Raw genomic sequence first — 14676 nt, forward strand, 5'->3', positions numbered from 1 at the left:
CCCCCCGACCGTCCCCAGCAGCAGCACCCCCACGGCCGCCGCCGCCATCGCGTACTTCAACGCCGTCGAGCCGCCCCGATGGCCCTCCGTCCCGGAGGCCAGCCCCAGCATCGCCAGCCCGGCGCACACCACCGCCACCGCACCCCACTCCAACCCGCTCAGCCGCACCCGCAGCAACCGCGCCGCGACCACCGCGGTCACCGCCAGACTCGACGCCAACGCCGCGCCGACCGCGTAGATCGGGATCGACCGCAGCGCCGCGATCTGCAACAGGAACCCGAGCCCGTCCAGCCCCAGCCCGGCCAGGTACCGCCACTGCCGCAACGCCCGCAGCAACAGCGCCGCGTCCCCGCCCCCACCGGTGCCCGCCGCCTGGCGCGCGGCCATCGCCTGCAACACGGTCGCCGTACCGAAACAGACTGCCGCGCCCAGGGCGCACACCATTCCAAAGGCCACGAATCGACTGTAGGGGAGCGGGAAATCCCGGGGATCCCGGGGCCAGATCCGAGTTCGGCGAATTTCTGCGTCACGTCACTCAGTGCAGGGATCCGCGTTTACTGTGAAAAGTAACTCAGTGCGCACATCATGTGACTGTCCGGAGTCTTTCCGGTTCGGCGGAGGGGTATGCGATGACGCTCGAGACAGAGGCGGGTCGGCTCAAGAGCGAGGCGGACGAGCCGGGTTGGGAGGTGGATCCGGACGACGAGTGGGGCGTGGCTGTCCTCACCACCGTGGGGCGGCAGTTGAAGCTGCGGCGGGAGGCGGCGGGGATGCGGGCCGCCGAGTTCGGGTCGGCGGTCGGGTACGGCGAGGGCATGGTCCGCAAGATCGAGGGCGGGAAGCGCATCCCGCGGCAGGACTACCTGAACACGGCCGACGAGGTGTTGAGCGCTGGCGGGCTCATCGCGGCGACGTGGGAGGACGTGAAGAAGGTCCGGTATCCGAAGAGGGTGCGGGAGCTGGGGAAGTTGGAGGCGCAGGCGGTCGAGATCGCTCTGTACGAGTGCCACATCATCGCTGGGCTGCTGCAGACGCCGGAGCACGCACGCGCCGTCATCGGGGCAGCGCAGCCGCCGTACTCGCCGGACGACGTGGAGCGCATGGTGGCGGCTCGCTTGGCTCGACAGTCGGTCTTTGAACGCGACCCGGCCCCGGCGCTCAGCTTCGTCCTGGAAGAGGGGGTCCTGCGGCGTCCCATCGGGGGCACAATGGCGTGGCGTCAACAGCTCGAACGTCTGCTGGAGGTGGGGCGGTTGCACAACGTCGTGCTTCAGGTGATGCCGATGAGCTGCGACACCCACTCCGGCCTGGACGGTCGGATCGAATTGCTGAAGTTCCCGGACGGTACGGCGGTGGGCCGCTCCGACGGTGCGTTCAACGGCCGGCCCACCTCCGAACCCAAACACCTGCGCATCCTTGAGCTGCGGTATGGCACGATCCGGGCTCAGGCGCTCTCGCCACGGGAGTCGCTGGCCTTCATCGGACAACTGCTGGGGGAAACATGATCCGCAAACCCACCGCCGAGGACGCCTCCGAGCCGGCGTGGTTCAAGAGCAGCTACAGCGGCGGAAATGACGGCAACTCCTGTGTTGAGCTCGCCGTCACCCCCGGCACCGTCCAAGTCCGCGACTCCAAGAACGCCGAAGGCCCCCGGCTCACGTTCGCCCCGGACGCATGGGCGCGCTTCGTGCCGTACGCGGCCGAGGGCTGATCGCACCGGCTGGTCCTCCTTGGCCTCTCGTGCCGGGTCAGCGCGGGTCGCGTATGCCGTCGATGATGCGGGTCCAGTTGTCACCGCCGTGTCCGTCTTCGATCGCGCGCCGATAGTGTGCCTGGACGGCTTCCGGGAGAGCGAGGTCGAGGCCGAGCGATGTGCTGGTGTCGACGATGTGGTCGGACGTCGCGCCCATCATCGTGACTGTGCTGAGGTCGCCCGGATGCTCCCCGGCATCCAGCGCGGCGCCAGGAGTTTCCTCGCCCGCTCTCATGATCGCGCCGATCGAGTCAGCGAGGGAGAGCAACTCCGGCAGGGCCTCCCGGGCCTTGATCCCGACACTGCCCAGCATCGCGGTTGCGTGCATCAGTCCGGACAGGCTGGTGAGGAACACCGCGAGCGCGGCTTGGTACATCATCTGGGCGAGGCCCGGATCCTCGCCCAGGTACTTCGGTGTGCCGAGCAGTGTCAACGCCGCCCGGTGACGTTCCAGTGCCTCGTCGGGGCCGCTGTAGTAGACGTAGGCCGCCTCCGTGCCGATCATCGGCGCCGGGACCATGACACCGCCGGTGAGGAAGGTGGCGCCATGGCCTGCTGCCCAGGTGCTTGCCGCGCGGGTCCGGTCGGGGGTGTCCGAGCTCAGGTTGATCAGCGTCCGGCCTGCGAGTGATCCGGAGACGCTGCCCAGGATGTCGTACATCGCCTGGTAGTCGGTGAGGCTGAGGATCACGAGATCGCTCGCTTCGACCGCCTCGGCCGGTGTGGCCGCGTGTGTTGCTCCGTCGGCGACGACTCCGTCCGCTCGGCCGGCGGTGCGGTTCCAGACGGTGACCGGGTGGCCGGCGGCGAGGAGGGTGCGCGTCATGGCCTGGCCCATCGGGCCGAGCCCGATGACGGTGACGGTGACGGGGCTGTCCTGTCTTGGGAATGGGTTGTGTTGTTCGTCCACCCCTCCATGCTCGAAGCGCGCCACTATTCTCGGAAGTACCCACTTAATACTGCGGTACTTACCTTTTTGTAAGTGAGGAGATCAGCGATGGTCAAGGCGCCGAGATGCGGGCCCTACATCTGTGGCATCGACGCCGCGCTCGACGTCGTGAGCGGCAAGTGGAAGGGGCTGATCCTCTGGGAACTCGACGCCCATCGCGTACGGCGCTTCGCCGAACTCCGTCGCGGTCTGCCGGGCGTGAGCGAGAAGATGCTGACCCAGCACCTGCGCGAAATGGAGCAGGACGGTCTCGTGCACCGGAAGGTCTATGCCGAGGTGCCGCCCCGGGTGGAGTACTCCCTGACCGAGCACGGGCGCACGCTCAATCAAGCACTCGAGCCGCTCGGTGCCTGGGGTGTCGAGCGGATCCGTCGCGAAGGCTCCGAAGTGGTCGACACAGCCAAGGCCTCACGCTGACAGGCGCCAGGGCCGCGGGCCGCGCGTCGCTCCACAGCGGCCGTTCCCGCGACAACGTGCTGCCCCGCGACAGCCAGTGGTCCTCCAGGGCCTGTACGAGGGGCAGCACTGCTCACCGCAAGTCTGCCCACCGAGAGCTCCGATTCGGCTCCGTTGCGCCCATCGGCATGTAGCCGTCTCAGCGAAGGGCCACAGCTGCGGCCGCGCTCCAAGGCAGGCGGCGCTCACGCCCGAGCTCCTCAGGCGGTACCTTCATCCTCACGTCGAGGAGGAGAAGGAACGTGAGCAGCATTTTCGTGCGGCCCGCGGCCGAGGGCGCGGACCCGTTCGGCACGGCCCGGCTGCGGCGCGGGGTGCTGGACGCCTGGGCCACCAGCCCGGCCCGCTTCCGCGAGGACGCCAACGCCGAGGAGGACCTGGTACTCGGCGGGTACCGGGATCGGCTCGTCGTCGAGCTCGCCCAGAACGCCGCCGACGCCGCCGCGCGGGCCAAGGTCCCCGGCCGCCTGCGGCTCACCCTCCGCGGCGGTGTCCTCGTCGCCGCCAACACCGGCGCGCCCCTCGACGCGACCGGCGTGGAGTCCCTGTCCACCCTGCGCGCATCCGCCAAGCGGGACGTGCACGAGGTCGCTGTCGGACGGTTCGGCGTCGGCTTCGCCGCCGTGCTGGCCGTCACCGACGAGCCCGCCGTCGTGGGACGGCACGGAGGCGTCCGCTGGTCCCTCGCCGAGGCACGTGAGCTGGCCGCCGACACCGCCCGCCACAGCCCGGGGCTGGGCGACGAGATCCGGCGCCGCGACGGCCACGTACCCCTGCTGCGGCTGCCGTTCGCGGCCGAGGGCACCGCACCGGAGTCGTACGACACGGTCGTGATCCTGCCGCTGCGGGACGCCGCCGCCGAGGATCTCGCCGAGCGGCTCCTGAACGGTGTGGACGACGCGCTGCTGCTCGCCCTGCCCGGCCTGGACGAGGTCGTCGTCGAGGTCGGGGACACCACCCGTACGCTCCGCCGCCGTCCCCGCGAGCACGGCGTGACCGTCGAGGACTCCCGCGAGGGCACCACCTACTGGCGAACGGTCTCGCAAGCCGGACCCCTCGACCCGGCGCTCCTCGCCGACCGGCCCGTCGAGGAGCGGCTGCGCCCCTACTGGTCCGTGACCTGGGCCGTACCCGTCGACGCCGACGGCACCCCGCTCCGCCCCCGCACCGCGCCCGTCGTGCACGCGCCCACCCCCAGCGACGAGCCGCTCGGCGTGCCCGCGCTGCTCATCGCCTCGCTCCCGCTGGACACCACGCGACGTCACGCCGCACCCGGCCCGCTCACCGGTTTCCTCGTGGAGCGCGCGGCCGACGCGTACGCCGAACTCCTCGCCGAATGGCGGCCGGTGACCCCCGGAAGCATCGACCTCGTGCCCGGCCCGCTGGGCAAGGGCGAGCTGGACGGGGCGCTGCGGCAGGCGATCCTCGACCGGCTGCCGCGTACCGCCTTCCTGCCCCCCGCGATCGACCCGACGGCGATCGGCCTGGCTGAGATCGGCCCGGCTGAGATCGGCCCGACTCGGCGCGACGAGCTTCCCGAGGCGCTCCGGCCCCGCGACGCCGAGGTCGTCGAGGGCGCGGGGGCCGACACCGTCCGGGTCCTCGCCGAGGTGCTGCCGAGCCTGCTGCCGGCCGGGCTCGAACGCCGTGTCGAGCTGCGGACGCTGGGCGTGGCCCGGCTTCCGCTCACCGAGGCCGTCGACCGTCTGGCCGGGCTGGAGAAGGACCCCGGCTGGTGGTGGCGGCTCTACGACAGTCTCGCCGGGGTCGACCCCGACCGGCTGTCCGGGCTGCCCGTGCCGCTTGCCGACGGGCGTACGACGATCGGGCCCCGGCAGATCCTGCTGCCCACCCCGGACGAGGCGCGCATCGAGCCGGAGGCCCTGGCCCGGCTCGGCCTCAAGGTCGCGCACCCGGACGCCGCCCATCCGCTCCTGGAGAAGCTGGGCGCGCTGCCCGCGACGCCCCGTGCCGTGCTCACCACGCCACAGGTGCGCGCCGCCGTGGCCGCCTCCCTCGACGAGGACACCGGGGCCTGGGAGGAGGACGCGCCCGACGCGGAGGAACTCGCGGACATCGTCCTCGGGCTTGTACGGGATGCGGGCCTGGAGCCGGGAGATGAACCGTGGCTCGGCGCCCTCGCCCTCCCCGACGAGGAAGGAGAGCTCTCGCCCGCCGGCGAGCTGGTCCTCCCCGGCAGCCCGTTCGCCCAGGTGATGCGCGAGGACGAACTGGCCTTCGTGGACGCCGAGCTGGCCGACCGCTGGGGCGAGCAGCCGTTGGCCGCCTGTGGTGTGCTGGCCGGGTTCCTGCTCGTCCGCGCCACCGACGTCGTCCTCGACCCGGACGAACTGGAGCCCAGGGAGGGCGACTTCGCCGAGCCGGACGACGCGGGGCTCCTCGACGCCGTCGACGTGTGGTGCGAGGACGTCCTCGACCGGCTCCCGGACACTCCCGTACCGCCCGTCGCGACCGAGATCGTCGCCGTGCGGGACCTCGACCTCGTGGACGACGACCGCTGGCCGCAGGCACTCGCCCTGCTCTCACGGCCGCCGCTGCGTGACGCGCTCACCCAGCCCGTGCGCGTCCTGCTGCCGGACGGGACGCACGAGATCGTCCGGTCGTACACGGCGTGGTGGCTGCGCGGGAACCCGGTGCTCGACGGGCGCCGCCCGGCAGGTCTGCGCGCCGCGGGCGGCGACCCGCTGCTCCACGGCCTGTACGACGAGGCCGACGCCACCGGCTTCGACGACGAGCAGGTACTGCGGGCGCTCGGCGTCCGGACGTCCGTGGCCGCCCTGCTGGAGGAGCCCGGCGGCGCCGCCGAACTCCTCGACCGCCTCGCCGACCCGGAGCGGCACGTGTCGTCCGCGCAACTGCACGCGTTGTACGGCGCGCTGGCCGACCTCGACCCCGAGCAGGTGACCCTGCCGGACGAGCTGCGGGCCGTGCTGGACGGGGAGGTCGTGGTCGTGGACGCGGCCGACGCGGTGGTCGTCGACTCGCCCGATCTGCTGCCGTTCACGGACGGGGTGCCGCTGCTTCCCGTACGGCCGTCCAGGGCCGCCGACCTCGCCGAACTGTTCCAGGTGCGACGGCTGAGCGAGTCGGTGACGGGCGAGGTGGACTCCGAGGGCACGGAGCACGACGTGCCGGAGTCCGTACGAGTGCTGCTGGGCCCCGCCACCCCGTCCACCTACGTCGAGCACGAGGAACTCGTGGTCGACGGCGTCGAGTTGGACTGGCGCCGTACACGGGACGGTGTGCTGCACGCGGCCACCCTTGAGGGCGTCGCGGCGGGGCTGGCCTGGGCCGCCGCACAGTGGCCGCGCCGCTTCGAGGTCGCCGCGCTGCTCGAAGACCCGTCCAGGACGGAGGAGTTGGCGCGGGACCGCTGGTTCGACTGAGGGGTCCGGTAACCCCCGAGTAACGTGATCTACGTAACATCGGCAGCAATTGTTCACCTCCCGTACAACCTTTCTCTCCCCTCATGTATCTGATCCGGCGAGCCATCCGGCTCGTCAGGCCCATAGGCCCCATAGGCCCCGTAGGCCCCATGAGTCATGGGCCCCATGGGGCATAGGCCGAACGGCCAAAGGGCCAAAGGATCAACTCGGGCTCCCGCGTGCGCTGAGCACTCTGCCGCGGGATCCCCCTACACGTGGGGAAACACATGCGCATGCGTGCCACTGTGGCCGCCGTCTCCGGCGCCCTGGCGCTCTCCGCCCTCGCCGTGCCGGCCGCGCAGGCCGATGCCGAACCCGGCGCACTCGTGTCGTCGGCCACGCCGTTCGGTGCCACCGCTGCGGCGGACGAGGTCGTCGGCGACACCGTGATCAAGTCGGTGTCCGTCAACGGCGGCAAGGACGTCCTGGTCGGTACCACCAACAAGAAGACCTTCACCATCTCGGTGACCGCGACCGACCCGTCCGGCATCGAGGACGGCTACGCGTTCCTGTGGCACGGCACCGACATCGACACCGACGTGGACGGTGCGATCGTCCCGGACGCCGAGAACGGCACCTGCACCGCTCTGAACGCGACCAGCGCGACCTGCAAGGTCACCGTCGTCGCCGACCCGAACGAGAACATCTACAGCAACGTTCTCGCGGGCAAGTGGAAGGTGTTCGCCGGTGCCGTGGGCAAGGACGGCGACTACGTCATCAAGGACGCGTACAAGACCCACAGCGTCAAGCGCTACTCCAGGCTGACGGTCAACGCCTCGCCCGAGCCGGTGAAGAAGGGCAGGACCATCACGGTCACGGGTGCCCTGACCCGCGCCAACTGGGACACGGGCAAGTACGCCGGCTACACCCACCAGTCCGTGAAGCTCCAGTTCAAGAAGAAGGGCTCGACGACCTACACGGACGTCAAGACCGTCAAGTCCGGCTCGGCGGGCGCTCTGAAGACCACGGTCACGGCCAGCACCGACGGCACGTTCCGCTACGTCTTCGCGGGCACCTCGACCACGCCGGCGGTCACGTCGTCGGGTGACTTCGTCGACGTGCAGTAGTCGCCGCAGCCGTTAGACGGGGAGACGGCGGTCGACCCACTTCCACAGGAACTCCAGGGCGACCGCCGCCACCGCCGCGATGCCCACGGCCATCCAGGGCATCGCGGCGCCCACCAGCGTGAGGGCGAGGACCCGCGTGCCGCGCTGCCCGCCCGGTGACCGGGGGCACGGGACTGGTCCAGTTCATCCGCGGCGGGCGGCGGCGTGGCTCTTCGAGGGGGAGGCGACGTCGGCGAACGGTTCGACGCAGAGCTGTTCGGCCCTGTCGAGCCGCGGGGGCGGCACTGTCAGGGTTCTCCCGGCGGCCCTGTTCGAGCCGTATCGTTCCCCGCACGGGCCGACGGCGCCGCCTCAGCCAGCGACCCTTGGTACGCCGCCCTTGCGACCGATGTTGAAGGCGATGCGGTACACGTCCGGCAGGTCGATGCGCCCGTCGCGGCGGCGACGCATCACGCCGAGAGCGATCAACTCTTCGATCAGGCGGTCAGGGTCGTCCGGGTAGCGGGGACCGGTGCGGACGAGGGTGTCCTCCTCGTTCCCCACCTCGTACCGCTCGGCCTCTTTGCGCAGGACGTCCGTCAGCCGGGCCTCGCGCCACAGCTCCGTGACCGTGTCCTGTTCTATCGGGACCTGTCGGCCGACCAGCGGATGGACGGCCAGCCGCACCCATGGCATGTCCTCGCCGACCTCCCGCACCCGGGTCTCGGACGCGGTCTGCACCCCTCGGCGGATGCCCTCATGGTGCAGGGCGTACTCATGGCCCGCGTACTTACCGAGAGTCTCGGCGACCGCCTTGTTCAGAGCGCTGAGGAAGCTGCGCGGGCTGACCTGTTCGACGCCGTCCATCAGATGATTGGGCAGCCACGTGTACGTGTTGCCCTTGCGGTAGTTGGCGCCCATATAGGGGCCGGCGATCTGCGCGAACTGTTCGGCCTGGGACCGCTCGTCGCCCCTGAGCAGGGCGGGTGGAATGTGGCGTCGGCCAAAGGCGTCGGTCTCCCAGCCATCCGTGATGCGGCGGAAGCGTTCCGCGTACTCGCTGTCGTGGTTGCCCATGTAGTGGAAGAGCAGCCCGTACAGGTTGGCGTTGGACCAGGTCAGGCTGGCGGCGTTGGCTGTGAGCTTGGAGGCGTCGGGGAAATGGAGGAGCGCGCCGTCGAACATGTCGGGGCGGATGAAGACCTTGCAGCGGATGCTGCGGGTGCCCAGGCGCATGGAGAGAGCGAGTTCCAGGATGCCGCCGACCAGGCGGTCGGCCTGCGCACGGACCCGGTGGAGGTGCTCCAGGGCGTCGAAGATGACCAGACGGGTGGTGCCGTACTGCTGTGCCTCCCGGTCAGCCTGCTGCACCGTGCGTTCCGCCGCGCCAGGGTTGGCGCGCACCCAGGTGACCCGATCGCGCCACTCCGGAAGGTCGCGCAGTTCGGCCTGGCCGAGGGCTGTGAGCAGGACGGCGTACCACAGGTCGTAGGGCCGCACGCCCTCCTCCACGAGCTGCCGCAGGACACCCGTGCCCGGGTACAGGTCCGGCTCGACGGCCGCTCCGTACCCGGGAGAGACGATGAGTCGGCGCAGCCGCTCGATGCCGTACTCCTCGGCGGCGACCTCCCGCAGAGTTTCGTCGAGCAGTGAGCGGTACCAGAAGGTCTTGCCGACGCCCCGCCCGCCGCGCACTACGGTGCTGTCGACGTAGAGCGCCACGCGGTGGCTGTCAGGGGTGAACAGGGTGTGCAGGTTCGGAAGGAGCGTGTCGGCGTCCGTCGCCTCGGGCAGCGCTGCGGAGAGCAGCTCGCGGTATGCCTCGGCGCCCAGTGCGGTCGTCATCGCGGTCCTTCGTTGCTCTGCGGGTCGGCGGTGATCAGGAGGGTTGCGGTGGTCAGGAAGTCACGGTACGCGGCCTGCACGAAGGCGCGGTCCTGCCAGCCCGGCGCGCTGTCCGAGTCCAGACCGACCAGGCCGGGCTCGAACAGGATAGGGATCGGGTGGTGCGGGGCCGAGTCGTCCTCCAGAGAGGGGGAGAAGGCCCCTGGGATGAGCTGGCCTGTCTCCAGCTCCGGAACGTCGTCGTCGTACAGGACGGCGAAGCACTCCCAGGAGTGCTCGCGGAACGATTCCAGGTAGGCGCCCATGGGGCGCTGCGGTGACTCCGGGACCATGGAGGCGACCATGCGGAGCTTCTCCCGGATCGCACGGGCCTGCCCGGAGGAGTGCCAGGCCACGAACAGGTCGCCGTAGCCGCCCCAGGTCTGACGGTTGTCCGCGCCGAAGAGCAGGGCGAGGTCGCACAGCCGGGAGATGGTGACGGCGGCGATGTCGTGGATGCCGGCCCTGCTGTCGAGGAGGACCACGTTGGGGCGTCGGCCGCTCTCGCCCTCGCGGGCCACGGCGTCCTCGCAGGCCCGCACCGCGGCAGCCAGGCGGTCGGCGAAGTCCATGCCGGGGATGTCGGCGTACACACGGTTGAGCTTGTCGACATAGGAGTAGGTGACCCCCGCGGTATCCCGGCCGCGGGCTGGGGTCACCCACAGCTCGCCCCGGCCGGTGCGTGGCCGGTATCCGGACGGGGCCACCAGATCCAGGCCGTCCGCGTTGGCCACGGCGGACTCGACGAGCTGGTCGACGATGCCATGGCGGGGCAGCAGCGCCCCGGCGGCGAGGATCGGGCCGGCGCCCGGGGACTCCAGGTCGAGGTCCACGACGAGGACGACGTGACCCTGGTCTGCGAGGTGGCGGGCGAGGATGGCGGTGGCCGTGGTCCTGCCCACGCCGCCCTTGAAGCCGTACAAGGCGGTGCGGTGGGTGCGTGAACCGTCGGTCTCGACAGCCGGGGTGGATACTTGGGCCCAGTCCTCCCCAACCACGGTGTTGTCCAGGAGACGGACGCTGCCGTGCTCGTCGGCCGGGAGGTGCAGCGGGTCCGGCTGGGCACGCTCGGAGCCGAGCAGGTCGTCGGCCGAGAACAGCCCCGAGGCAAGGAGCAGGGGCCGGTCGGCGGCGTACCGCTGCAGGTCTGCGGTCAGACGCTCACTCCAGGCCGTCGCCCGGTCGGCCGGCACGTCCTTCTCGCGGTCGTCAACCACGAGCGCGAAACGGCCCAGCACGTCCCGTACAAGCAGCAGGTCGAGGCCCTCGGCGGCAACATCGTGGGCGATGGTCAGGGCACGGGGCCGGGCGTCGTCGAACCGGACCGGGACAGGAGGCAGGTTCACTGGAGCCTTCCGGTGATCAGGGCCTGCTCGTGCAGGGCGAGGATCTCTTGCGCCACGGTACGCCGCTGCAACACATCGGCTTCGGCGACCGAGGTCCCGTCGAGGTATCGCTGGTCGACCGACCAGGAGTCGAATGCGGCGAGGCTGCCGAGCGCGGCCGACATGCGTGCAGCGGACCGGCCGTGTGTCAGCAGGCCGACATCGGCTGCGACCCATGGCAGATGGCCGTACTCGTGGCTCACCTTGCCCGTGGCCGGATCCGGCACCCAGGGCGCCTTCGCTGGGGGCTTCCCCTGCTTCTTGGGGGCCATGGTGGCGGCCGTGAACCTGAGCAGCAGGCTCTTCAGCGCACACTCCACCGCGAAGCCGAAGTGGTAGTCGGCATTGGGCAGTCGGCCACCGTCCTGGAGGTAGATGGCGTCCCCGTAGTGCCGCTTGGCGGCGTGACCATAGTGATGCTCAGCCGAAACCGCCGACAAAGTTCCCGATAACGTTCCTGAAGTCCCCGACATGCGACGGATCATAGGGCGGCGTTCACCCGAGCGGCCCTGTCCGGCCGCTTCGTTCACTCCTCCTTGTGCAGGTCCGTCAGGAAGGGCCCGTGCAGCGGCACCTGCTCGCTCGACCGGCCCACCATTCGGGACGGGATGCCCGAGCGCGCCCAGTGGGTGGCTGCGGGACCGGCTCGCGGAGCTCAGTCGCCGGAGCCGCCGGAGACACAGCTCCTGGGTCCTAGGCAGGGAGACGGCGGTCGACCCACCTCCACAGGAACTCCAGGGTGACCGCCGCCACCGCCGCGATGCCCACGGCCAGCCAGGGCATCGTGGCGCCCACCAGCTTGAGGGCGAAGAACTCCTGCAACCGCGGCACGACGAGCACCACCAGGAACGCAAAGCCCATCGACGCCACCAGGCACAGGCGCCACCAGGTGTACGGGCGGGCGATGATGGCCAGCACCCACATGGAGATCAGGAACAGGGTGAGGGTGGCCGCGCTCGTCTCCGCGTCCAGCGCGCCGGGACCCGTGTAGTAGTGCCGCGCGATCAGGTACGTCACGAAGGTCGCCAGCGCCGCCACCACGCCGCCCGGGATCGCGTACCGCATCACCCGCCCGACGAAGTCCGGTTTCGCCCGCTCTCCGTTGGGTGCGAGGGCGAGGAAGAAGGCCGGGATGCCGATGGTGAGCGTGGACAGCAGCGTCAGATGCCGGGGCAGGAACGGGTACTCGACCTGCCAGCACACCACCAGGATCGCCAGCAGCACCGAGTAGACGGTCTTCACCAGGAACAGGGTCGCCACGCGCGTGATGTTGCCGATCACCCGCCGGCCCTCCGCGACCACCGACGGCAGCGTCGCGAAGCTGTTGTTGAGGAGCACGATCTGCGCCACGGCCCGGGTCGCCTCCGATCCGGAGCCCATGCTCACCCCGATGTCGGCGTCCTTGAGGGCCAGCACGTCGTTCACACCGTCGCCCGTCATGGCCACGGTGTGCCCCTTCGACTGCATGGCACCCACCATGTCCCGCTTCTGCTGCGGGGTGACCCGCCCGAACACGGTGCCCGCGTCGAGGGCGTCCGCCATCGCGTGCCGCTCGGCGGGCAGCCGCCGGGCGTCGACGACCTCTCCGCTGAGCCCCAGCTTCCCGGCCACCGCGCCGACGGAGACCGCGTTGTCGCCGGAGATGACCTTGGCCCGTACGTTCTGCTCGTCGAAGTAGCGCAGCGTGTCGGCGGCGTCCGGGCGCAGCCGCTGCTCCAGGACGACGAGCGCGGTGGGCCGGGCGCCGTGCGCGACGTCCGGGGCGTCCAGGTCCCCGGCCGCCCGCGCGAGCAGCAGTACCCGCAGCCCCTGCTCGTTCAGCCGCTCGGTCTCGGCGAGCGCCGGGTCGCCGTCGGCCAGCAGCACGTCGGGGGCACCCAGCAGCCACGTGCTCGACTCGCCGGTGCTCTCGCTGAAGGTGGCCCCGCTGTACTTGCGGGCCGAGGAGAAGGGCAGCGACTCGGTGCAGCGCCAGTCGTCGCCGTCCGGGTAGGCGTCGATGACCGCCTGGAGGGAGGCGTTCGGGCGGGGGTCGGACTCGCCGAGGGCGCCCAGGACCTTCCGCACGTACGACTCGTCGGCGCCGTTCAGCGACCGCAGCTCGCTGACGTCCATGCCGCCCTCGGTGAGCGTGCCCGTCTTGTCGAGGCAGACCGTGTCGACGCGGGCGAGCCCCTCGATGGCGGGCAGCTCCTGCACGAGACACTGCTGGCGCCCCAGCCGGATCACCCCGATGGCGAAGGCCACGGACGTCAGCAGCACCAGCCCCTCCGGGACCATCGGCACGATGCCGCCGACGGTCCGGGCGACCGAGTCCTTGAAGGCGTTCTCCTTCACGACCAGCTGGCTGATGATGAGCCCGATCGCGGTCGGGATCATCATCCAGGTCACGTACTTCAGGATCGTGGAGATACCGGAGCGCAGCTCGGAGTGCACCAGGGTGAAGCGGGACGCCTCCTCGGCGAGCTGCGCCGCGTACGCCTCGCGCCCGACCCTGGCCGCCGTGAACGCTCCGCCGCCCGCGACGACGAAGCTGCCGGACATGACCTGGTCCCCGGGCTGCTTGAGAACGGGATCGGCCTCCCCGGTGAGCAGCGACTCGTCGACCTCCAGACTGTCGGTCTCCACGCACTCGCCATCGACGACGATCTTGTCCCCGGGCCCGATCTCGATCAGATCCCCGAGCACGATCTCGGACGTGGCGACCTGGGCGGCGACGCCGTCCCTGCGCACCGTCGGCCGGGCCTCCCCGATCACCGCGAGCGAGTCCAGCGTCTTCTTGGCGCGCCACTCCTGGATGATCCCGATGCCCGTGTTCGCCAGGATGACGTACCCGAACAGGCTGTCCTGGAACGGCGCGACGAACAGCATGATCAGCCACAGCACGCCGATGATCGCGTTGAACCGGGTGAAGACGTTCGCGCGGACGATCTCCGCGGTGGAGCGGCTGCTCCGTACGGGGACGTCGTTCACCTCACCGCGGGCCACCCGTTCGGCCACCTCGGCGGCGGTCAGCCCGAGCGCCCGACCGGGGGCGGGGAGGGGAACGGGATGCACAGGATCGAGTTCCGCGCCCGCGTCGATGTGCGTCATGCATTAGACGGTACGTGCGGATTTGGTGCTTCACCCGCCGAGTGGGCGAAAGATCCGACCTGGGGAGGACGGGGGTGGTGCCGTGGTCGTACGGCGGCACCTAGGGGCCGACGGCCCGGTACTGCCTAGGGCTTCTCCGTGACCGCCGGACCCGGCGTCTGTGCAGTGTTTTCGGTGCGGTCGGTGCGGTCGGTGCGGTCGGTGCGGTCGGTGCGCTCGGTGTGGCTGGTGGTGTGCCCCGTGTTCTCGCTCTGCTCGGACTTCTCGCTGTGCTCGGTCTGCCCGGTCGACTCATGGGCCGCGGCCGCCGCCCGCTTGAGCGCCGCGTCGCGCTTGCGTACGTACCAGATGCCGATCAGCCCGAGGCCGCCGCCGGCCAGGCAGGTCCACAGCCACCAGGTGTGGCCGTGGTCGGCGAACCAGCCGTAGAAGGGGAGCTGGACGAGGAAGAGGACGAACCACACGATCGTGCCGCCGGTGATCGTCGCGACCACGGGGCCCTCCAGGGGCTCCGGCGCCTCGTGCTTCGGGGTCCACTTCGCCATGGGGACAGCTTACGAGGGTGGTTGGCGCGGGGAACGGGAGGGCGTCGTGTGACGATTTCATTTCACGGGCCTCATATGTTCATACTGAAACCGTTTGTGTCTGGCCACTTCTGTTCGTA

Annotated in this window: 10 protein-coding genes and 2 pseudogenes; 5 read left to right on the forward strand and 7 right to left on the reverse strand. The window is 70.5% G+C overall.

Translation table 11 applies throughout. The features are described 5' to 3' along the window. Positions 1–444, reverse strand: a pseudogene (locus tag FPZ41_RS22960) (hypothetical protein); the annotation flags it as partial. 185 nt (positions 445–629) lie between these two features. Here FPZ41_RS22960 and FPZ41_RS22965 point away from each other — a divergent pair. Next, positions 630–1505, forward strand: coding sequence for a helix-turn-helix domain-containing protein (locus tag FPZ41_RS22965; protein WP_152865459.1), 876 nt, complete (start codon positions 630–632; stop codon positions 1503–1505). Then, positions 1502–1711 carry a DUF397 domain-containing protein gene (locus FPZ41_RS22970; protein ID WP_152865461.1) on the forward strand — a complete coding sequence of 70 codons (210 nt, stop codon included), beginning with the start codon at positions 1502–1504 and terminating at the stop codon, positions 1709–1711. The genes FPZ41_RS22965 and FPZ41_RS22970 overlap by 4 nt, the downstream gene beginning before the upstream one ends. Before the next feature lie 37 nt (positions 1712–1748). On the opposite strand, the gene FPZ41_RS22975 is transcribed toward FPZ41_RS22970, so the two are convergent. Then, the gene (locus tag FPZ41_RS22975; protein WP_322620596.1) at positions 1749–2663 is read right to left on the reverse strand and encodes an NAD(P)-dependent oxidoreductase; all 915 of its coding nucleotides are present in this window, start codon (positions 2661–2663) and stop codon (positions 1749–1751) included. An 87-nt stretch (positions 2664–2750) separates the two neighbouring features. Between FPZ41_RS22975 and FPZ41_RS22980 the strand changes: the two genes are divergently transcribed. From FPZ41_RS22980 to FPZ41_RS22990, 3 genes are all read left to right on the forward strand, one after another. Next, positions 2751–3119, forward strand: a complete 369-nt coding sequence (locus FPZ41_RS22980; RefSeq protein ID WP_152865463.1) for a winged helix-turn-helix transcriptional regulator — start codon at positions 2751–2753, stop codon at positions 3117–3119. 281 nt (positions 3120–3400) lie between these two features. Next, entirely contained in the window at positions 3401–6565 is a 3165-nt protein-coding gene (locus tag FPZ41_RS22985) for a sacsin N-terminal ATP-binding-like domain-containing protein (protein WP_322620597.1), read from the forward strand. Between the two features lie 272 nt (positions 6566–6837). Further along, positions 6838–7671: a calcium-binding protein gene (locus FPZ41_RS22990; protein WP_322620598.1), complete on the forward strand. Its 834-nt coding sequence runs from the start codon at positions 6838–6840 to the stop codon at positions 7669–7671. A gap of 351 nt (positions 7672–8022) precedes the next feature. On the opposite strand, the gene FPZ41_RS22995 is transcribed toward FPZ41_RS22990, so the two are convergent. From FPZ41_RS22995 to FPZ41_RS23015, 5 genes and pseudogenes are all read right to left on the reverse strand, one after another. Further along, positions 8023–9495 (reverse strand): hypothetical protein, encoded by a 1473-nt coding sequence (locus FPZ41_RS22995; protein ID WP_152865467.1) that lies wholly within the window; start codon positions 9493–9495, stop codon positions 8023–8025. Beyond that, positions 9492–10880, reverse strand: coding sequence for a KGGVGR-motif variant AAA ATPase (locus FPZ41_RS23000; protein ID WP_322620599.1), 1389 nt, complete (start codon positions 10878–10880; stop codon positions 9492–9494). The genes FPZ41_RS22995 and FPZ41_RS23000 overlap by 4 nt, the downstream gene beginning before the upstream one ends. Further along, positions 10877–11359 carry a hypothetical protein gene (locus FPZ41_RS48570; RefSeq protein ID WP_228022915.1) on the reverse strand — a complete coding sequence of 161 codons (483 nt, stop codon included), beginning with the start codon at positions 11357–11359 and terminating at the stop codon, positions 10877–10879. The genes FPZ41_RS23000 and FPZ41_RS48570 overlap by 4 nt, the downstream gene beginning before the upstream one ends. Before the next feature lie 253 nt (positions 11360–11612). Further along, a complete protein-coding gene (locus FPZ41_RS23005; protein WP_152865472.1) occupies positions 11613–14012 on the reverse strand; it encodes an HAD-IC family P-type ATPase in 2400 nt (799 codons plus the stop codon). 302 nt (positions 14013–14314) lie between these two features. Beyond that, positions 14315–14557: pseudogene (locus tag FPZ41_RS23015) on the reverse strand (DUF2530 domain-containing protein); the annotation flags it as partial. Positions 14558–14676: the final 119 nt, after the last annotated feature.

Source organism: Streptomyces acidicola (genome assembly GCF_009377235.1).
In the GTDB taxonomy this organism is placed as follows: Bacteria; Actinomycetota; Actinomycetes; order Streptomycetales; family Streptomycetaceae; genus Streptomyces; species Streptomyces acidicola.